A 20,113-nucleotide genomic window follows, 5' to 3' on the forward strand; every position below is an offset into this window, starting at 1 on the left:
CTGATTGATGACAGTAGACGAAGCCAACCACGCCAATACTGTCGGAAGTTCCTGGCGTCGGGTTGTGAGCCTGCTCGAGCAGGACGACCGCGTATCTCCACGGCAGCGGGGCTTTGTCATCCTGGCGCAGGCCCAGGGCCTGATCGGATCCACCCTCCTGGTGGCCGTACCCAACGAACTGACCCGTGAAGTCCTTCAGACCCAGGTCAAGGACGCCCTGGATGACGCCCTGCATAACGTTTTCTCCGAGGACATCCGCTGCGCAATCGACGTGGACACCGATCTGGTGCCCCTTCACACGGAGCCGGAACCCGTCGTCGAACCTTCCTACTCGCCGGACCAGCTGATCGAACAGAAGCCGCAGCCGATGCTGCCGAGCACTTCCCACGAGTTCGGCCGGCTGAACCCCAAGTACGTTTTCGATACCTTTGTGATCGGTTCGTCCAACCGCTTTGCCCATGCAGCTGCCGTGGCCGTGGCCGAAGCGCCCGCCAAGGCCTACAACCCGCTGTTCATCTACGGTGATTCCGGGCTGGGCAAGACCCACCTCCTGCACGCGATCGGCCACTATGCCCGCCGCCTGTACAGCGGAATCCGGGTCCGGTACGTGAACTCCGAAGAGTTCACCAACGACTTCATCAACTCCATCCGCGATGACGAAGGCGCCAGCTTCAAGACCACGTACCGCAACGTGGACGTGCTGCTGATCGATGACATCCAGTTCCTGGCCGGCAAGGACCGGACGCTGGAGGAGTTCTTCCACACGTTCAACTCCCTGCACAACAACAACAAACAGGTGGTCATCACCTCGGATCTGCCGCCCAAGCAGCTGGCAGGTTTCGAGGACCGGATGAAGTCTCGCTTCGAGTGGGGCCTCCTCACCGACATCCAGCCGCCCGAGCTCGAGACCCGCATCGCCATCCTGCGGAAGAAGGCGCTCAGCGAAGGTCTCTCCGCCCCGGACGATGCCCTGGAATACATCGCTTCCAAGATCTCCAGCAATATCCGCGAACTCGAGGGCGCACTGATCCGGGTGACGGCATTCGCCAGCCTGAACCGCCAGCCGGTCGATGTTGCGTTGGCTGAGATGGTCCTCAAGGACCTCATCACGGACGACGGCGCCCAGGAAATCACGTCGAGCCAGATCCTGATCCAGACGGCGGAGTACTTTAAGCTCACCATGGAGGAACTCTGCAGCAAGTCCCGGACCCGCACGCTGGTGACCGCCCGGCAGATCGCCATGTACCTCTGCCGCGAGCTCACGGACATGTCCCTGCCGAAGATCGGCCAGGAACTCGGCGGCCGCGACCACACCACTGTGATCCACGCGGACCGCAAAATCCGTGAGCTGATGGCTGAGCGTCGTGTGATCTACAACCAGGTCACCGAACTCACCAACAGGATCAAGCAGCAGCAGCGCAACTCCTAAGCCGTCGTCTCTATACCTTATTAACAGGTGCATGTGGATAACCCTGTGGATACTTAAGGGGACAACCGAACTTAATGGGCTTAAACCCTTAAGCCGCCTGTGGATCAGCGAAAACCCAAAAATTGTTATCCCCATCCACAGCCTGTTTAAAACCTGCGTCACCCACAATCCATGAACAGGGCTTAACCGCTGGATCCTGCGGCCGGATCGAGTTATCCACAGTATCCACAGCAGTTATTAACACTTCTAATCCCAATAAATTGATTTCCCTCAAATAACAATCTCGATCCGCACCCGAACCGGCCCAGGCCCAAGGGCCTCCGGACCCCAGGCGTCCTGACCGGGGATGGGTTAATCAGCCGTCTTCCGGCTAAGCTGTCAGCAGCGCTCCCATCCTCGGGTTTCTTTGTGGTTCAGCACTCGATGAACCATGCAGGTTCCGTTGTTGGGGCGCCACTACTTTTGGGCTCCCTGTGGGAGTTTCCGGTTCAGACAAGGCAGCAGCAATGAAAGGCGGCACCCTTCCGTGAAGTTCAGAGTCGACCGGGACGTCCTGGCAGAAGCCGTCACCTGGACAGCCCGGTCGTTGTCTCCGCGGCCGCCGGTTCCAGTGCTGTCGGGTCTGCTCCTGAAGGCTGAAGCCGGCACCGTCAGCCTCTCGAGCTTTGACTACGAGACCTCCGCACGGCTGGACATCCCCGCGGACATCACCGCCGAGGGAACCATCCTCGTTTCCGGACGCCTCCTCGCAGACATTTGCCGCAGCCTTCCTTCCGCTCCGGTGGTCGTGGAGACCGATGGCAACAAGGTGACGCTGACCTGCCGCCGCAGCAGCTTCCACCTGGCCACCATGCCCGAGGCCGAATACCCGCCGCTGCCTGCGTTACCCGCCATCAGCGGCACCGTCCCGGGTGACGCATTCGCCCAAGCTGTGTCCCAGGTGATCATTGCGGCCAGTAAGGATGACACTCTCCCCATCCTGACCGGCGTCCGGATGGAGATCGAGGACGACCTCATCACGCTTCTGGCCACCGACCGCTACCGTCTGGCCATGCGCGAAGTGCCGTGGAAGCCCACCACACCGGGAATTTCCACCAGTGCGCTGGTCAAGGCAAAAACCCTCAACGAAGTGGCTAAGACCCTTGGCAACAGCGGCGACATCAACCTCGCCCTTGCTGACGATGACAGCCGCCTGATCGGTTTCGAAAGCGGCGGCCGCACCACCACATCGCTGCTTGTGGATGGCGATTACCCCAAGATCCGCTCGCTGTTCCCGGATTCCACCCCCATCCACGCAACAGTCCAAACGCAGGAACTTGTGGAAGCCGTCCGCCGCGTGTCGCTGGTGGCCGAACGCAACACCCCGGTACGCCTCGCCTTCACCGAAGGACTGCTGCACCTGGACGCCGGCACCGGCGAAGATGCCCAGGCCTCCGAAGAACTCGAAGCCCAGCTCTCCGGTGACGACATCACCGTCGCCTTCAACCCGCACTACCTGGTGGAGGGCCTGAGCGTCATCGAAACGAAGTACGTCAGGTTCTCCTTCACCACGGCGCCGAAGCCCGCGATGATCACGGCTCAGGCAGACGCCGACGGTGAGGACCAGGACGACTACCGCTACCTGGTTATGCCCGTCCGCCTTCCCAACTAGGTAGCAGAAAACGTCGTTATGGGCGCTCATAACGACACTTAGTGCGACCTAGTTGGGCTGCCCCGTTCAGCAACAGCCAACCCCGCGCAGAAAAGAGACCCCCGTGCATATTGGACTGATCGGCCTTGGCAAGATGGGTTTCAACATGCGCGAACGCCTGCGCAAGGGTGGCATTGAGGTTACCGGCTTTGACCGCAACCCCGAGGTCACCGACGTTGCCTCCGTGGATGAGCTCATTGCGGCCGTTCCGGCCCCGCGGCTGATCTGGGTCATGGTCCCGTCAGGCGACATCACCGATGCCGTCGTCACCGAACTCGGGGACAAGCTCGACGCCGGCGACCTGGTGATCGACGGCGGCAACTCCCGCTTCACCGAGGACCAGAAACACGGTGCCGCGCTGGCCGGGAAGGGGATCCGTTTCGCCGACTGCGGCGTTTCCGGCGGAGTGTGGGGCCTCCAGAACGGGTACGGGCTCATGGCTGGCGGCGACGCTGCCGATATTGAGCGGGCCCTGCCGGTTTTTGATGTGCTCCGTCCCGAAGGCGAGCGGGCGGACAGCTTTGTCCACGTCGGCGGAATCGGTGCCGGACACTACGCCAAGATGGTCCACAACGGCATCGAATACGGCCTGATGCAGGCATACGCCGAAGGATACGAACTGCTGGCCGCCAAGGACATTGTTGACGACCTGCCTGGTACGTTCCGCGCCTGGCAGAAGGGCACCGTGGTCCGGTCGTGGCTGCTGGACCTCATGGTCAAGGCACTGGACGAGGACCCGGGACTGGAATCCATCGATGACTACGTCGAGGACTCGGGCGAAGGACGCTGGACCGTTGAGGAAGCCATCGCCAACGCGGTTCCGGCACCGGCCATCACGGCTGCACTCTTCGCACGCTTCTCCTCCCGCGAGGAGAATTCGCCCGCCATGAAGATGGTTTCCGCGCTGCGCCACCAGTTCGGCGGGCATGCCACCCGTCCCGCCAAGTAACCTCCACCCCGGGACCCGCCGGTTCCGAGAATTGTCGAACACCGCGTGTACCTAGAACACCTTTCGCTCACTGACTTCCGCAGCTACGCCCAGGTTGACCTTCCCCTCGAACCGGGGGTCACCGTGCTCGTCGGGGCAAACGGCATCGGCAAAACCAACCTCATGGAGGCCATCGGGTACCTGGCCACCCTCAGCTCGCACCGGGTCAGCTCCGATGCCCCGCTGCTGCGGTTCGGCACGGACCGCGCGCTGGTCCGGGCCCGCCTGGTCCGCGGCGGGCAGACCACGGTCCTGGAACTTGAGATCAACGCCAGCCGCGCCAACCGGGGGCGGATCAACCGCAGCAATCCCGTCCGGGCCAGGGATCTCCTGGGGATCTGCCAGACGGTGCTTTTCGCCCCCGAGGACCTGGCGCTCGTCAAGGGAGATCCGTCCAACCGCCGCCGGTTCATCGACGAGCTGCTGGTCAGCCTCATGCCCCGGCACGCGGCGACGCGCACGGACTATGACCGTGTCCTGAAGCAGCGCAATGCCCTGCTCAAATCCGCCCGGGCCGGAAAATTCACTGCCGGACACGAGGCCACCCTCGATGTCTGGGACCAGCACATGGCCCGGGCGGGCGCCGAGCTGCTGCACGCGCGGCTGGAACTGGTGGAACTATTGAGCCCGCACCTGGCCAAGGCGTATGCCCAGCTCACGGATGGGTCCAAGGAAGCCAACGCCCTCTACCGGTCCACCCTCCAAAATCTGATGGACGACGACGGCGGCGCGGCACCGGGTGCCGGTGGCGGTTCGTTGACGGATGGGTCCGCCGCTGCCGAAGATCTGCGGGACCTCACCGTTGAGGACCTCACCGGCCGCTATGTCCAGGCCTTTGCAGCCTCCCGCCGCAAGGAACTTGAGCGCGGAATTTCCCTGGTGGGGCCGCACCGGGATGAGCTCGAACTGATTCTCGGCGAAGCGCCCGCCAAGGGGTACGCCTCGCACGGCGAAACCTGGTCGATGTGCCTCTCACTCCGGCTTGCTTCCTATTACGTCATGCTCGATGACGCGAGGACCGGCGGGTCTGCACCGATCCTCATCCTCGACGACGTTTTCGCCGAGCTGGATGTGCAGCGCCGGCGTAAACTGGCGGCAATAGTCTCCGGCGCGGAACAGGTCCTGGTGACCGCCGCCGTCGACGCCGATATCCCGGAGGAACTCTCCGGCCGGCGGGTGAAGGTCGTCCCGGGAGGAATCGATGAATAAGGATGAAAAGGGCGGGCTGCAGCCTGGCCGGGATCCTGACAACATCGACGCGCCGCAGGCTGCGCTGAACCGCATGCGTGAGGCCGCGGCCGCACGCGGCGAAATCCGCCGGAAGGCACCCCCCAAGGCCGGTGCCGCCAAGACAAAGGGTGGGATCCGGGATACCCGGGGTTTCAGCCAGTTCCATTCCACCGGCCGTGATCCGCTGGGGCTCGGCAAAGTGGTGGGACGCCTCGTGGCCGAACGCGGCTGGAGCTCGCCAGTAGCGGTGGGTTCGGTCATGGCAGAGTGGGCCACGCTGGTTGGCCCGGAAATTTCAGCGCACTGCACCCCGGAGAGCTTCACCGATACCACCCTTCACGTGCGCTGCGACTCGACGGCCTGGTCCACGCAGCTGCGGCTGCTGAGCAACAGCCTGCTGGAGAAGTTCCGCACGGAACTGGGCGATGGCGTGGTCACCAGCATCCAGGTGCTCGGCCCGTCAGCACCCAGCTGGCGCAAGGGCGGACGTACCGTCAACGGCCGCGGGCCGCGCGATACCTACGGTTAGCCGCCGCCGTCGACTCTTGAATATTCGTCCGGCGGCGTGTAGGGCGAGCTAACGGCCTTAGGGCGTATAGGCACCCGGAGGCGGGACCTCGAGGGCGCCCTAGGCGGGGTCAATGGCCTCGCATCGGCACATCAAGGTCCCGCGACGCCCGCCGGAATGCGGGTTTGCGGCCCATTTCACGATAGAATCACAGCAGATAACTGGGCGCCGGTGAAACGTTGACTGAGTCCGTTTTCCGCACGCTCTCCGCAGGCGGACTTCGGTCCTGCACGTCGACGTATCCGTCAGCGCCATCAGCTTGTGCCTGTTGGCGGATGCTTTCCACTGGAAGGCCGCCGCCGGCCATCATCGAAAAAGAGGAGTCGACAGCACCTGTGGCTAACGACAATACAGATACCCAGGCAGTGGAACGCGCAACGGAGGACGTCCCTACCCCCGATACGCCGGCGGAGGCCGTGACACCCCGGGAATACGGCGCAAGCGACATCACCGTACTTGAGGGCCTCGAAGCCGTCCGCAAGCGCCCGGGCATGTATATCGGCTCCACCGGGCCGCGCGGCCTGCACCACCTGGTCTATGAAGTGGTGGACAACTCTGTTGACGAGGCGCTGGCCGGGTACTGCACGCACATCGAAATAGTCCTGCAGGCCGACGGCGGCGTCAAAGTTGTAGATGATGGCCGCGGCATCCCCGTGGACATGCATCCCACCGAGCACAAGCCCACTGTCGAAGTGGTTATGACCATCCTGCACGCCGGCGGCAAGTTCGGCGGCGGCGGTTACGCAGTCTCGGGCGGCCTCCACGGTGTGGGTATCTCCGTGGTGAACGCGCTCTCCAGCAGGGTGGACACTGAAGTCCGGCGGCAGGGCAACGTCTGGCGGATGTCCTTCGCCGACGGCGGCAAGCCCCAGGGCGGGCTGGTCAAGGGCGAAGAGAGCGCCACCACCGGCACCACCCAGACCTTCTACCCGGACGCGGGAATCTTCGAATCCACTGAGTTTGATTTCGAGACGCTCCGCGCCCGCTTCCAGCAGATGGCCTTCCTGAACAAGGGCCTGCGGATCACGCTCACGGACGAGCGCACCGCAGCGTCGAACGCGGACGCCAATGAGGACCTTAACCTTGACGTGGTGGTCACCGAAGGTGAAGTCACCGCTGAGCACCGCACCGTGGTGTACCAGTACGACGACGGCCTGCTGGACTATGTGAAGCACCTGAACTCGGGCAAGAAGGTTGATGTTGTCCACGAGGACGTCATTTCCTTCGAAACCGAGGACACGGAACGGCACATCGCGCTGGAGATGGCGATGCAGTGGACCAACGCGTATTCCGAGAGCGTCCACACCTACGCCAACACCATCAACACCCACGAGGGCGGCACCCACGAAGAGGGTTTCCGCGCCGCGATGACCTCCCTCATCAACCGCTACGCGCGGGAGAAGAGCATCATCAAGGAAAAGGACGACAACCTCACCGGTGACGATATCCGTGAAGGCCTCACGGCGGTCATCTCCGTGAAGCTGGCCGAGCCGCAGTTTGAGGGCCAGACCAAGACCAAGCTCGGCAACTCCGAGGTCAAGGGCTTCGTCCAGCGCGTTGTCACCGACGGCCTGGGTGACTGGCTGGAACGCAACCCCGGCCCCGCCCGAGATGTCATCCGCAAGGCCATTTCCGCAGCCCAGGCCCGGATGGCCGCCCGGAAGGCCCGTGACAATGCGCGCCGCAAGAGCCCGCTGGAATCCTTCGGGATGCCCGGCAAGCTGTCCGACTGTTCCTCGAAGGATCCCGCCCGCTGCGAGGTGTACATCGTGGAGGGCGACTCCGCCGGCGGTTCCGCCAAACGCGGCCGCAACCCTGAAACCCAGGCCATCCTGCCGCTGCGCGGCAAGATCCTGAACGTGGAGCGGGCCCGGCTGGACAAGGCCCTGGGCAACACCGAGGTCCAGTCCATGATCACCGCGTTCGGCACCGGCATCGGCGAGGACTTCGACCTCAGCAAGCTCCGGTACCACAAGATCGTGCTGATGGCCGACGCTGACGTTGACGGCCAGCACATCACCACGCTGCTCATGACGCTGCTGTTCCGCTACATGCGCCCGCTGATCGAAAACGGCTACGTGTACCTGGCGCAGCCCCCGCTGTACCGGATCAAGTGGTCCAACGCGCCGCACGACTACGTCTTCAGCGACAAGCAGCGCGATGCCAAGCTCCTGTCCGGGCAGGCCGCCGGCCGCCGTATCCCGAAGGACAACGGCATCCAGCGCTACAAGGGCCTGGGTGAGATGGACTATACCGAGCTGTGGGACACCACCATGGACCCGGACCACCGGACCCTCCTGCAGGTCACCATGGACGATGCCCTGGCAGCGGACCAGACCTTCTCCACGCTAATGGGCGAAGACGTGGAGTCCCGCCGAAACTTCATCCAGCAGAACGCCAAGGACGTCAGGTTCCTGGATATCTGACCGGTTCACCGAGTAGATATTCCAAGCCCGACATATACCTGAAACGGAAAATATAAACGATGAGTGACGAGACACCAGAGAACCCGGCGGAATCCGCCGATCTTCCGGAAGCCGTTCTTGAAGGCGACGTGTTGGTTGACCGCGTGGAGCAGGTGGACCTGCAAACGGAAATGCAGCGCTCGTACCTGGACTACGCCATGGCCGTTATTGTGGGCCGTGCCCTTCCCGACGTGCGCGATGGCCTCAAGCCCGTGCACCGCCGCGTGCTGTACGCGATGTTCGACGGCGGTTACCGGCCGGAACGGTCCTTCAACAAGTGCGCCCGTGTGGTGGGCGAGGTCATGGGCCAGTACCACCCCCACGGCGACACCGCGATCTACGATGCGCTGGTCCGCCTGATCCAGGACTGGACCATGCGCTACCCGCTGGCCCTGGGCCAGGGCAACTTCGGTTCGCCGGGCAATGACGGTGCCGCCGCCCCGCGGTACACCGAAACGAAAATGTCCCAGCTGGCCATGGAGATGGTCCGTGACATTGACGAGGAAACCGTCGACTTCCAGGACAACTACGACGGCAAGAACCAGGAACCCACCATCCTGCCGGCCCGTTTCCCCAACCTGCTGGTCAACGGTTCGTCCGGCATTGCCGTGGGCATGGCCACCAACATTCCGCCGCACAACCTCCGCGAAGTAGCTGACGGCGTCCAGTGGTACCTGGCCAATCCGACGGCCAGCCGCGAGGAACTGCTCGAAGAGCTGCTGCTCCGTATCAAGGGACCCGATTTCCCCACCGGCGCGACCATTCTCGGCCACAGGGGCATTGAGGACGCGTACCGGACGGGCCGCGGCTCCGTGACCATGCGCGCCGTGGTCAACGTCGAGGAACTCCAGGGCCGTACGTGCCTGGTTGTCACCGAACTGCCCTACCAGGCCAACCCGGACAATCTGGCCATCAAGATCGCCGAACTGGTCAAGGACGGGAAGATATCCGGCATTGCGGACCTCCGCGACGAGACCTCCGGCCGCACCGGCCAGCGGCTGGTCATTGTGCTCAAGCGCGACGCCGTGGCCAAGGTGGTGCTGAACAACCTGTACAAGCACACCGACCTGCAGAGCAACTTCTCCGCCAACATGCTGGCCATCGTGGACGGGGTTCCGCGCACGCTGAGCCTGGACGCCTTCATCCGCCATTGGGTAACGCACCAGCTGGACGTCATTGCGCGCCGTACCCGCTACCGCCTGCGCAAAGCCGAGGAAGAGGCGCACATCCTGCGTGCCCTCCTGAAGGCACTGGACGCGCTGGACGAAGTCATTGCGCTCATCCGTGCGTCCAACACCACCGAAGCCGCGCGCGACGGACTGATGCAGCTGCTGGACATCGACGAACTGCAGGCCCGGGCCATCCTGGACATGCAGCTGCGCCGCCTGGCAGCCCTGGAACGCCAGAAGATCCAGGACCGCCATTCCGAACTTGAGGCCCTGATCGCCGAGTACAACTCGATCCTTGCCTCCGAGGAACGCCAGCGTGAAATCATCAGCACCGAGCTGGGCGAAATCGTGGCCAAGCACGGTGATGACCGCCGCACCAAGATCCTGATGGGCTTCGACGGCGACATGTCCATGGAGGACCTGATCCCCGAAGAGGAAATGGTTGTCACTATTACCCGCGGCGGTTACGTCAAGCGCACGCGCAGCGACAACTACCGGTCGCAGCAGCGCGGCGGCAAGGGCATCAAGGGCGCCCAGCTCCGCGGCGACGACGTGGTGGAGCACTTCTTCGTGACCACCACCCACCACTGGCTGCTCTTCTTCACCAACCTCGGCCGGGTCTACCGGGCGAAGGCGTACGAACTGGTGGAGGCCGGCCGTGATGCCAAGGGCCAGCACGTCGCCAACCTGATGGCCTTCCAGCCGGACGAGCACATCGCCCAGGTCCTGGACATCAGGGACTACCAGCAGGCCCCTTACCTGGTGCTGGCCACCAAGCGCGGCCTGGTCAAGAAGACCCGGCTGGAGGACTACGACACCAACCGCTCCGCCGGCGTCATCGCGATCAACCTGCGTGACGAGGACGAGCTGGTTTCCGCCCAGCTTGTCTCCGAAACGGATGACCTCATGCTGGTGTCCCGCATGGGCCAGTCCATCCGCTTCACCGCCACCGACGATGCCCTGCGTCCCATGGGCCGGGCCACGTCCGGTGTCACCGGCATGAAGTTCCGCGAGGACGATGAACTGCTGGCGGCGGACGTCGTCACGGACGGTTCGTTCGTCTTTGTGGTCACCGAGGGCGGGTATGCCAAGCGCACCGCGGTGGAGGAATACCGCCTGCAGGGCCGCGGCGGCCTGGGCATCAAGGTGGGCAAGTACCAAGAGGAACGGGGCCACCTCGTGGGCGCCCTGATTGTTCAGGAAGAGGACGAGGTTCTGGTGGTCATGGAAGGCGGCAAGGTTGTCCGTTCATCCGTGGCCGGCGTACCGGCCAAGGGCCGCGACACCATGGGTGTTATCTTCGCGAAGCCGGACAAGAATGACCGCATCATTGAAGTGGCCAGGAACAGCGAACGCGGCCTCGAGGGCGAAGAATCCGTGGACGATGACGTAACGTTGGCTGAAGAGGCCGGGTCCCCCGAGGGATCCGCAGGGTCAGCAACAACGGCAGAAACATCACCGGCTGTTGAGTCAGAGGACGCCTCCGGCGACGCTGAGCCGAACGAAGACTACACCGGAGGTAACGAGTGAGTAATCCCGACTCATATCCCAAGCCGAGCAGCAATGTACCCGGCGGAACGCCGCCGCCCGCGGCCGCACCCCGGGTGAACGCCCCCGTCCGTCCGCAGCAGCGCCCACCGGCCCCTGCAGGCGCGCCGGGGCAGCGGCCGGCCGTTCCCGGCCAGCGCCCTGCGCAGGATCGGGTTCCGGCAGGCCAGACCGGCCAGCGTGCCGGACAGGGCAGGCAGGCGGCAGCACAGGACAGCCAGCGCCCAGTGCAGGGCCGGTCTCCGCAGGCCCAGCCCGGCCTGGTCAAGCCTGCACCCAAGGCCAAGGTCAGGCGTGCACGGCTGCTGGTCAGCAAGGTGGATCCCTGGTCGGTCCTGAAGATGGCATTCCTGCTGTCGGTGGCGCTGGGAATCGTCACCGTGGTGGCCGCCATCGTCCTCTGGACTGTCCTGGACCTCACCGGAATCTTTGACCAGGTGGACAGCCTCCTGGGCACCCTGGCAGGCTCCGAAGGCGGCGGGTTCGAACTGAAGAAGGTCGCATCCCTGGGCCAGGTGGCTTCCTTTGCCACGATTATCGCCGTGGTGAACGTTGTCCTGCTGACGGCGCTGTCCATGCTGTCAGCGGTGCTTTACAACATCTCCGCAACGCTTGTTGGTGGCATCGGCGTCACCCTCACGGACGACTGAAAACCCTTAATTTCACCGGAAATTCTCCGGCGAAATGCCTCGATTTGAGATCGGGCCGGGATGTGCTGTAAAGTCATGTCTCGGCCCGATGAGGCATCGGGGCGTATAGCTCAGGCGGTTAGAGCGCTTCGCTGATAACGAAGAGGTCCCAGGTTCAAGTCCTGGTACGCCCACGGAACCTGTGCAGGTTCGAAGGAAGGTTCGGTTTGCTTCACGGCAGGCAGGATCGGAACGGGGAGCATGTGAAGAAGTTGCTGGTACTTGCAGCTGTGATCGCAGGCGTCCTGCTCTACAGGAAAGCACAGGAATCCGAGGCCCGGAAAACAGTCTGGAGCCAGTCGACCGACAAGGTCGAATAGGCCGGATTCCCGGACCGGGAGCTTGCAAAAGGCTCCACGGTTCTAGGGTATGATTGACGGGTTGCTTCTTATGGGGGCATGGCGCAATTGGTAGCGCACCTGCTTTGCAAGCAGGGGGTTCGGGGTTCGAGTCCCCGTGCCTCCACCATAAGGAGAGTCCCGGACAGCTGAAAAGCTGTCCGGGATTCTGTCGTTAAGGCGGCACAGTGTTATAGCAGGACAGTAGGGTTGAACGGTGAACTTTCTTCTTGCGGCCGTGGGCGTCCTGGGTGTGGCGTCGTCCGGGCCGTTGATCGCCGCGACCCTCGGTGCCACCACCGTCAGTGCCCTCGCCATCGCCTTCTGGCGCAACGCCATCGGGGCCGCCGTCATGGCCACTCCCACCGTGGTCCGCGAACCCCGGCAGTTCGGCCGGATCACCGGCCCCGAGTTCAGCTGGTCGCTGCTCGCCGCCGTCGCCCTGGCCCTGCACTTTGCCTGCTTCATCACGTCCCTCCAGCTCACCTCCGTGGCTGCCGCCACCGCCCTGGTCTGCCTGCAGTCGGCCTGGATTGCGGTCTTCCAGCTGTTCCGCGGCACCAGGCACCGCTGGCAGGTGCTGGCAGGGCTGGGGATCGCCTTTGGTGGTGTTGTCACCATCACCGGGTTCGACATGGGATCCTCGCCGGACGCGCTTCTGGGTGACCTGCTGGCTGTCGCCGGTGGGGCCCTGGCCGGCCTCTACACGCTCGCCGGCGGCAAGGCCCGCCAGACCATGACCACGGGAACATACACCACGCTCTGCTACGGGATGTGCGCTGCCTTTGTGGCGGTGCTGGCGCTCTTCAGCGGCCAGCCGCTGGTGGGGTTCGACGCCGTTGGCTGGGTGGGGATCCTGGCCATCACCGTGTGTGCCCAACTGGTGGGCCACACAGCCTTCAATCACCTGCTGGCCACCATGAGCCCGCTGCTGGTGTCGATGATCATCCTGCTGGAGATCCCCGGCGCAGCCGTGCTGGCCGCGGTCTTCCTGCACGAGACACTGCCTGCAGGCACCTACGGCGGGCTGGGGCTCATCCTCGTGGGCCTCGCCGTCGTGGTTCTGGGACAGCGGTCAGGCTTCAGGAAACGGCGCGAAGGTTCCGCCGCGCGTGGGGATGAACCGCCGTCGGATCGTCTGGCTGAACTCGGAACGGACTGAGGCCGCGCAACAGCCGGAAACCGGGCCTATTGTCCGCCGCGGCGGACAGACTGGGCGGTGTTGACCGTGTGGATGGCCCGCAGGAGCTTCGCCGGGAAGTAGACCGAGAAGAACACCACCATGGGTGCCTTGAGGGCCATTTTCTTGACGTTGTGCGCCTTGTACGTGCGGTCGAAGCGGGTCACGTAGTACCGGTAGTCCCGCGGTGAATCCTCGAGCCGGCGGGCGGACATCCCGGACACCATCTGGGGCCAGTACTGGACCTTGAGTTCGTGGTCGGCAAGGTGCAGGGAGAGATCGATGTCCTCGTGCATCTCGTCCTTCTCGTCCCGGCAGGTTTCGTCCCGGATGGTTTCCCATGCCGTAGCCCGCAGGGCCATGTTGGAGCCGAACAGGAAGTGGTACTGGTGCTTGGCGAGCTTGAGCATCAGCTGACGCATCTTGTCGTCTGCCTTGAGCCCGAACCGCCGCATCGGCATGTCGTAGTAGACCACCGGCCCGGTGGCTGCCTGGACTGACGGATCAAAAAAGGCCTTCTGGACCTGCTCCACCCAGTCCGGCTCGACAACGGAATCGGCATCAATGCGACCCAGGACGTCGCCGGTGGCATGGTTTAGGCCAAAATTTCGGGTGGGAATCAGGCCCTGGTCCCGGTCCTGGCTGAGCAGGATGATGGGACTTTCCGGATACTCCAGCTGCATCTGCGCCACGATGGCGGAGGTGCGGTCAGTGGAGAGGTTGTCCACCACGATGATTTCGTGGGCCGGCACCGACTGGTACACCGCAGCGATGAGACACTGCCGGATGACACTTTCCTCGTTGTAAGCCGGGATGACAATGGACACGAGCGGCAGCTGTGCTGCGTCGTTCAAGGCATCCCCAGAGGATTTATCGGCTGACATCAGTTCAAATTTAGCACCGATCAGGGTTCGTCCCGCCAGCGACTGGGTCCAGCCCGGACAAACACTGGGAAAACACTGAAAGGGCCCCGCACCAGGCGGAGCCCCTTCCGTGGGCGGCGCGAGGGCGCCGGAAGTGCTAGTTGCTGCCCTTGTCCGCGGAACCGTTCATGTTGGACGCAATGTTCTTGATGGCGGTCTTGGCATCGGTGGACGCCTTGGCTGCTGCGTCTGCCGATTCATCGGCGACGTGCTTGGCCTTCTCGGCCGCGTCCTCCGCGTCGTCGGCAACATCCTCTGCCTGGCCGGCCACGGCGTCCGCGGCCGAAGCGGTGGCGGCCGCAGCCTTGCTGGCTGCGTCCCCGGCCGTGTCCTTGGCGTCGTTCACGGTGGTGGCAGGAACCGGCGCCGGAGTAGGTGTGACAGGAGAAGGGGTCTTCCACGGGTCTTCCACGGGCTTGGAGGCCTTCCAGGCGGCGACGCCGGCGGCGACGGCTGCGGCGATGATGCCGAACACCAGCCAGCCGCGCTTTTTGGGCTTCTGCGGCTGGGCGATCTGGACCCCTACGGCCTTACCGGCTTCGTGCGCGGCGGCCTTGAGCTGCGTGCCGGCCGACTGTGCCTGCTCCTGGAGGGAATGCACGACGCCGGAATCGGCAAGCCGCTGGGCGACGGCGTCCACGTGGGACGGCGCGCTTTCCAAGGTGCGGTGCACGGCGTCGGACGCGTGGCCGATCTGGTCCGAAAGGCGCGGCAGGTATTCCACCACCACGCGGTCCCGGGCGTTCTGGATAACGGGAGTGGCCTTGTCCAGCGCTTCGTACAGGCGCGGAGTGGCGACCTCAACGGCGTCGTGGATTTTCGGGGCGAGCTGGGCGAGCCCCTCCTGGATGCGCGGCGTCACTGTTGCGACGCCGTCGGCAAGGTTGTGGGCCGCGGTCTTGAGCCCCTCCTGGATTTTGGGAGATGCGGTGTCCAGGCCATGCTGCAGGCGGGGAACTGCCCAATCCACTGCTGCTTCCACGCGGGGGGATGCCCAGTCCTTGGCGCTCTCAACTGCGCTGTTGACTGACTGTTCAAGGTCACGGGCAATACGATCCGATTTCTTCACAACTACCTCCCGATTAATGTGACGGTTCTGTTGTTAGCCTACGTGCCTTGACCTGCACGGGCTATTCTTCCCGCGGATTTACACCTGATTTCACCCAGCGCGGAACTGCCGGTCCAGCCCCTTCCACGTTGACCTGCCGTGAAAGAATAGGCGGCATGACTGCAATCGCAACTGCAAAAGCAACCATCCACACGAGCCTCGGCGACATCGTCGTTAATCTGTTCGGCAACCATGCGCCGAAGACGGTCAAGAACTTCGTTGGCCTGGCCACCGGGGAGCAGGCCTGGACCCACCCCGAGACCGGTGAGGACAAGACTGGCACGCCGCTGTATGACGGCACCATCTTCCACCGCATCATCAAGGACTTCATGATCCAGGCCGGCGATCCGCTGGGCCGCGGCGTGGGCGGACCCGGCTACAAGTTCGATGACGAAATCCACCCCGAACTCAGCTTCAACGCCCCCTACAAACTGGCCATGGCCAACGCCGGCATCCAGGCGGGCAAGGGCACCAACGGTTCGCAGTTCTTCATCACCACCATCCCCACCGACTGGCTGCAGGGCAAGCACAGCATCTTCGGCGAGGTTGCTGACGAGGACTCCAAGAAGGTCGTCGACGCCATCGAGGGCGTCCGCACCGGAATGGGCGACCGCCCGGTTGAGGACGTCACCATCAACGGCATCGACATCGAGCAGCTCTAACCCATCACATGAGCTACGGAATTCCGGCGGCCGAGCCGTCCGCGCAGGTTCCGGTGTGCCCCAGGCACCCGGACCGGCCCTCCTATGTGCGCTGCCAGCGCTGCGGCCGCCCAGCGTGCCCGGACTGCCAGCGGGCGGCCGCCGTCGGATTCCAGTGTGTTGACTGCGTCAACGAAACAAAGCGCACGACGCCGGCGGTCAAGACTGTCTACGGCGGCGCCGTGGCAACCGGAAAACCAATAGTGACGTTTGGAATTATCGCCCTGTGCGCGGTGATGTACGTTCTGCAATGGGTGGTGCCCGGCGAGTGGATCTACCAGAACCTGGCGTTCGCCAATGTTTTTGCCACTCCCGAATTCGGTGAGTTCGAACCGTGGCGGATGCTGACGGCGGCGTTCCTGCACTCCCAGGGATTCATCCTCCACATTGTGCTGAACATGTACATGCTGTGGATTTTCGGCCAGGCACTCGAACCGCTTCTGGGCCGGGTCCGCTTCCTGGCGTTGTATCTCATCTCTGCCATCGGAGGGTCTGTCGGCTATCTCTTGCTGACCCCCGGCTACGTGCCTGGCGTGCCTCTTGCCGGAGTGGTGGGCGCCTCGGGGGCGATCTTTGGACTCTTCGGGGCGATGCTGCTGGTACAGCGACACCGCGGCGGGGATACGCGGCAGCTGTGGGTCCTGATCGCCATCAACGGCGTGATCGGATTTGTGGTCCCCCAGATCGCCTGGCAGGCGCACCTGGGCGGGCTCGTCGCAGGCGCCCTGTGCGCTGCCGTGATTGCATACACGCCCCGGGGCCCGCGGCAGGGCCTGCTGCACGCGGCCGGACTGGTCGCCGTCCTTCTCCTGCTGGCCCTGGCGAGCTGGCTCCGCGTCACGGCCGGTTGACCGTCCGGGTCCTCAGGCCCAGCTCCAACAGACCGCTTAGACCCCGGTGTCCCAACGGACGCCGGGGTCTTTTCTGTGCCTCGTGAGGCCTCCGCACCGCGCTGCCCGTTCACTTGCTGCGGGCGTCCCGGCGTGCGAGCAGCCCGTGGTCCGCGTCAGGCCTATGACGACGGCGCCTAAGTTATCCACAGGGGTTATCCACACTGTTAGTAACTTACACGGGTGTAGTTCAGGATTTCGATGTGCCCCTGCTCCCGGGTGTCCGCCCTTTTGCCGGATTTCGTCATCCTGTTGTCCACAATTGTGGACAAGACCTGGGGATGCGCCTGTGGTTAAGTGGAAAAACAAGCCATTTGAGCCCGACCTGTGGACATCCTGGCAATTTCCCGCGCCGGGGGCCCATAGGAGGGGATCTGGCCTGCCCGTATCAACAGGGTTATTCACAGTGTTAACAACTTACAGACATGTAGTTAACCTTCGGTGTTTCCCCGACTGGGGCAGCTGAGGGGTCCGCTCGGGCCGTCCTGTGGATTGTTATCCACAACTGTGGACAACTTGTGGGTAGTCCAGTGTTAGTAAGTGGATAACACGTGTGTGTGCGAGGGTGTTCCTACGCAGCATCGGACCCAACAAGCTTCCAGCCAGGAGGACCGCCTTGAGCGCCACCGCAACAACCCAGCACATCTACCTCGACAAGCAGCACCCCGCGGTATGGCGCGCTCTCAACGGTCTGGGGCTGAAAGTGCGCGAAGCCGCCGACGCGGCCGGGATTGACCGCAAGACCATAGAGCTGCTCAACGTGCGGATCTCCCAGATCAACGGCTGTGCCTATTGCCTCGACATGCATGTACGGGACGCCATGGAGGCCGGGGAGAGCCATCAGCGGCTTGCTGTCCTGCCGGCGTGGCGGGAGACAGCCCTGTTCACGGACAAGGAGCGGGCTGCCCTTGCCCTGGCAGAATGCATCACCGAACTGCCGGACCACCGGACAACCGAGCTTGAGGAAGGATATGCGCGTCAGCACCTCAGCGCCGATGAATTTTCGGCGGTCAGCTGGCTGGTGATCACCATGAATGCCTTTAACCGGGTGTCCATCACCAGCCACCATCCGGTCCGCCGGGACCGCTGACTGGGACATTCCGTTCGGGCGGTGTGAATTATCCACAGCCAATCCACACTGTTAATAACTGTCCGTCCGAGCGCTTTGGATCCGGTCCCGTGCGCCATGGCCTGCACGGGCGGATATCGCTTCCGGCCCCGGGAAAGTTATGCACATTGTGGATAACTTTCCCAACAGCTGTGGACAACAGGCGCCGGCGGGGCGTCCGGTCAGTTCCCCGCGGAGCGGCAGGTCAGCCGGTCCAGACGCCTGAGGATCCGCGCCGGTGGCTGTCCAGAAGATGGGTGTCCACCATGCCGATGGCTTCCATCAGCGCGAACATGGTGGTGGGGCCAACGAACGAGAATCCCTGCGTCCGCAGCGCCTTGGAGAGCGCCACCGATTCCGGTGACTGCGTGGGGATCTCCGCGTGCGTGACCGGCTGGGGAGTGGCCCGGGGCTGGAACTGCCACACGAAGTCAACCAGGCCTTCCCGCTCGCGCAGCGCGATGGTGGCCCGGGCATTGGTGATGGCGGCACGGATCTTGAGCCGGTTGCGGACGATGCCGGGATCCTGGAGCAGGCGCTCAAGATCCGCTTCCGTAAAAGCGGCAACAGCGTCCGGCTGGAAGTCGAGGAAAGCCTGACGGAAGGCGGGGCGCTTCCGGAGGATCGTTGCCCACGAGAGACCTGCCTGGAAGCCTTCAAGGCAGATGCGCTCGTACAGGCCTTGTTCGTCCCGGACGGGCAGGCCCCATTCGGAGTCGTAGTACTCGCGCAACAGCGGATCCACGGCGGCCCACGGCGGACGGGCGAGGCCGTCGTCGCCCAGGACTGTTCCGTCCACACCCTCGTTTAGGGGCTGGGCGGCGGCAGCGGGAGTCATGCGGGTCCTGCGGTCAGGTCAGGAACGCCAGCGCGTGGTCATCAGGAAGCCGATGATGGCAATGCCGAAGCCGGCCACGATGTTCCACGACTCCCAGGCCTGGACAGGAAACCGGCCCTCGCTGATGTAGAACGTGATGATCCAGAAGAGCCCGATGATCATCAGGCCGAACATCACCGGCTTGAACCAAACAGCGTTGGGCTTATACGCCTGCGCCCCGGAAGCGGGCTGCGCGGCGCTGGAAGTCTTCTTGCGAGGCTTTGACTCGGGCACGTGCTCTCCTTGGCGGACTGGAGCAAGCTCGGCGCCGCGGGCTTGATATCCTGCAAGAAGGAAGTTGCCAGCGGTCTGCGCGATCTTGGTCAAATCTGGATTCTTACTAGCAGTCAATTCTAGCCGTAGTTCAGGGCATTCAAACGCCCAGCGCGGCCACCCCGGAGGAGAACGCGTGGTAGTGCAGGAGAAGGCGAGGCGCGCCGCTAGGAGGCCCGCCCGTGCGGCGCCCGCGCGCGCTTCCATTCTGCGTGGCACAGTGCAGGTGCTCGGCGAACTGCTCATCACAGCCGGCATTATCCTCCTGCTTTTTGTGGGCTGGCAGCTGTGGTGGACCAACATCGAATCCGACGCCAAGCAGAGTGCCGTCATCAAGGAGTTCGCCCAGGGGCTGGGCGGCGCGGTGCCCGCGAGTCCGGAACCGGATCCATCGGCAGCGCCCGTGGATTATGGCACCCCGGCCGTTGCCGCGGCGCCAGGCCATGCCGGCACCATCGGCATCATGTATATCCCCCGCTTTGGCCCCAACTACACGCGGCCCATCGTGCAGGGAACCACCGGGGATGTCCTGGATACGCTGGGGCTTGGCCATTACGCCAACACCGCCATGCCCGGCGCGGCCGGTAACTTCGCGGTGGCCGGCCACAGGCAGACCCATGGTGCCGTCCTGGACAATATCCACACCCTTGTCCCGGGGGACAAAATCTACGTCCAGACCAAGGACGGCTACTACATCTATGTCTTCCGCAACAACCAGATTGTGATGCCGTCCCGGACCGATGTCCTGGAACCGGTCCCCACCCGCCCCGGCGTCACTCCCACCGAAAGCTTCCTCACCATGACCAGTTGCAATCCGCGCTTCGGCGCCGAGGAACGCATCATCGCGTACGCGCTGCTGGATAGCTGGCAGCCTGCCTCGGCGGGCCCGCCGGCCGAGATCGCCGCCCAGGTGGCCGCAGCGGTGGGAGGAAACTGAGT

The 20,113-nt window shown here is 63.8% G+C and carries 18 protein-coding genes and 2 tRNA genes; 16 read left to right on the forward strand and 4 right to left on the reverse strand.

Annotated features, from left to right (window positions below):
* Positions 1–7: 7 nt before the first annotated feature.
* From dnaA to ACX80M_RS11560, 12 genes are all read left to right on the forward strand, one after another.
* Positions 8–1,429, forward strand: coding sequence for a chromosomal replication initiator protein DnaA (gene dnaA / locus ACX80M_RS11505; protein WP_056342735.1), 1,422 nt, complete (start codon positions 8–10; stop codon positions 1,427–1,429).
* A 526-nt stretch (positions 1,430–1,955) separates the two neighbouring features.
* On the forward strand, positions 1,956–3,080 hold the full coding sequence (gene dnaN, locus ACX80M_RS11510; protein ID WP_252600893.1) for a DNA polymerase III subunit beta: 1,125 nt from the start codon (positions 1,956–1,958) through the stop codon (positions 3,078–3,080).
* A 103-nt stretch (positions 3,081–3,183) separates the two neighbouring features.
* Positions 3,184–4,068, forward strand: coding sequence for a phosphogluconate dehydrogenase (NAD(+)-dependent, decarboxylating) (gene gnd / locus ACX80M_RS11515; protein ID WP_252611311.1), 885 nt, complete (start codon positions 3,184–3,186; stop codon positions 4,066–4,068).
* Between the two features lie 45 nt (positions 4,069–4,113).
* Entirely contained in the window at positions 4,114–5,316 is a 1,203-nt protein-coding gene (gene recF / locus ACX80M_RS11520) for a DNA replication/repair protein RecF (protein ID WP_252611313.1), read from the forward strand.
* Positions 5,309–5,866 (forward strand): DciA family protein, encoded by a 558-nt coding sequence (locus ACX80M_RS11525; RefSeq protein WP_056342749.1) that lies wholly within the window; start codon positions 5,309–5,311, stop codon positions 5,864–5,866. The genes recF and ACX80M_RS11525 overlap by 8 nt, the downstream gene beginning before the upstream one ends.
* Positions 5,867–6,240: 374 nt before the next feature.
* The gene (gyrB, locus tag ACX80M_RS11530) at positions 6,241–8,331 is read left to right on the forward strand and encodes a DNA topoisomerase (ATP-hydrolyzing) subunit B (RefSeq protein WP_252600903.1); all 2,091 of its coding nucleotides are present in this window, start codon (positions 6,241–6,243) and stop codon (positions 8,329–8,331) included.
* 59 nt (positions 8,332–8,390) lie between these two features.
* Positions 8,391–11,069 carry a DNA gyrase subunit A gene (gyrA, locus tag ACX80M_RS11535; protein WP_252600904.1) on the forward strand — a complete coding sequence of 893 codons (2,679 nt, stop codon included), beginning with the start codon at positions 8,391–8,393 and terminating at the stop codon, positions 11,067–11,069.
* Positions 11,066–11,737, forward strand: coding sequence for a DUF3566 domain-containing protein (locus ACX80M_RS11540; protein WP_252600906.1), 672 nt, complete (start codon positions 11,066–11,068; stop codon positions 11,735–11,737). The genes gyrA and ACX80M_RS11540 overlap by 4 nt, the downstream gene beginning before the upstream one ends.
* Before the next feature lie 99 nt (positions 11,738–11,836).
* Positions 11,837–11,910: transfer RNA gene (locus ACX80M_RS11545), tRNA-Ile, on the forward strand.
* 69 nt (positions 11,911–11,979) lie between these two features.
* The gene (locus ACX80M_RS11550; protein WP_459309715.1) at positions 11,980–12,096 is read left to right on the forward strand and encodes a DLW-39 family protein; all 117 of its coding nucleotides are present in this window, start codon (positions 11,980–11,982) and stop codon (positions 12,094–12,096) included.
* Between the two features lie 72 nt (positions 12,097–12,168).
* Positions 12,169–12,244 (forward strand) — tRNA-Ala (locus tag ACX80M_RS11555).
* Between the two features lie 87 nt (positions 12,245–12,331).
* Positions 12,332–13,276 (forward strand): DMT family transporter, encoded by a 945-nt coding sequence (locus ACX80M_RS11560; RefSeq protein WP_252600908.1) that lies wholly within the window; start codon positions 12,332–12,334, stop codon positions 13,274–13,276.
* 26 nt (positions 13,277–13,302) lie between these two features.
* Here ACX80M_RS11560 and ACX80M_RS11565 read toward each other — a convergent pair whose 3' ends face one another.
* Both ACX80M_RS11565 and ACX80M_RS11570 read right to left on the reverse strand, forming a co-directional pair.
* A complete protein-coding gene (locus tag ACX80M_RS11565) occupies positions 13,303–14,178 on the reverse strand; it encodes a glycosyltransferase family 2 protein (RefSeq protein ID WP_252600910.1) in 876 nt (291 codons plus the stop codon).
* Between the two features lie 136 nt (positions 14,179–14,314).
* Positions 14,315–15,286: a hypothetical protein gene (locus ACX80M_RS11570; RefSeq protein ID WP_252600912.1), complete on the reverse strand. Its 972-nt coding sequence runs from the start codon at positions 15,284–15,286 to the stop codon at positions 14,315–14,317.
* 155 nt (positions 15,287–15,441) lie between these two features.
* Here ACX80M_RS11570 and ACX80M_RS11575 point away from each other — a divergent pair, with 155 nt between their 5' ends.
* From ACX80M_RS11575 to ACX80M_RS11585, 3 genes are all read left to right on the forward strand, one after another.
* On the forward strand, positions 15,442–15,987 hold the full coding sequence (locus ACX80M_RS11575) for a peptidylprolyl isomerase (RefSeq protein WP_252600914.1): 546 nt from the start codon (positions 15,442–15,444) through the stop codon (positions 15,985–15,987).
* Positions 15,988–15,995: 8 nt separating this feature from the next.
* Positions 15,996–16,877, forward strand: a complete 882-nt coding sequence (locus ACX80M_RS11580) for a rhomboid family intramembrane serine protease (RefSeq protein WP_252600918.1) — start codon at positions 15,996–15,998, stop codon at positions 16,875–16,877.
* 655 nt (positions 16,878–17,532) lie between these two features.
* On the forward strand, positions 17,533–18,006 hold the full coding sequence (locus ACX80M_RS11585) for a carboxymuconolactone decarboxylase family protein (RefSeq protein ID WP_252611319.1): 474 nt from the start codon (positions 17,533–17,535) through the stop codon (positions 18,004–18,006).
* A gap of 223 nt (positions 18,007–18,229) precedes the next feature.
* Here ACX80M_RS11585 and ACX80M_RS11590 read toward each other — a convergent pair whose 3' ends face one another.
* Both ACX80M_RS11590 and ACX80M_RS11595 read right to left on the reverse strand, forming a co-directional pair.
* Positions 18,230–18,862, reverse strand: coding sequence for a DNA-3-methyladenine glycosylase I (locus ACX80M_RS11590; protein ID WP_459309718.1), 633 nt, complete (start codon positions 18,860–18,862; stop codon positions 18,230–18,232).
* 18 nt (positions 18,863–18,880) lie between these two features.
* A complete protein-coding gene (locus tag ACX80M_RS11595; protein ID WP_056342777.1) occupies positions 18,881–19,135 on the reverse strand; it encodes a cell division protein CrgA in 255 nt (84 codons plus the stop codon).
* 175 nt (positions 19,136–19,310) lie between these two features.
* Between ACX80M_RS11595 and ACX80M_RS11600 the strand changes: the two genes are divergently transcribed.
* Positions 19,311–20,111 carry a class E sortase gene (locus tag ACX80M_RS11600; RefSeq protein ID WP_374209947.1) on the forward strand — a complete coding sequence of 267 codons (801 nt, stop codon included), beginning with the start codon at positions 19,311–19,313 and terminating at the stop codon, positions 20,109–20,111.
* The last annotated feature ends 2 nt before the right edge of the window (positions 20,112–20,113 follow it).

It is taken from the genome of Pseudarthrobacter sp. MDT1-22 (assembly GCF_054511035.1).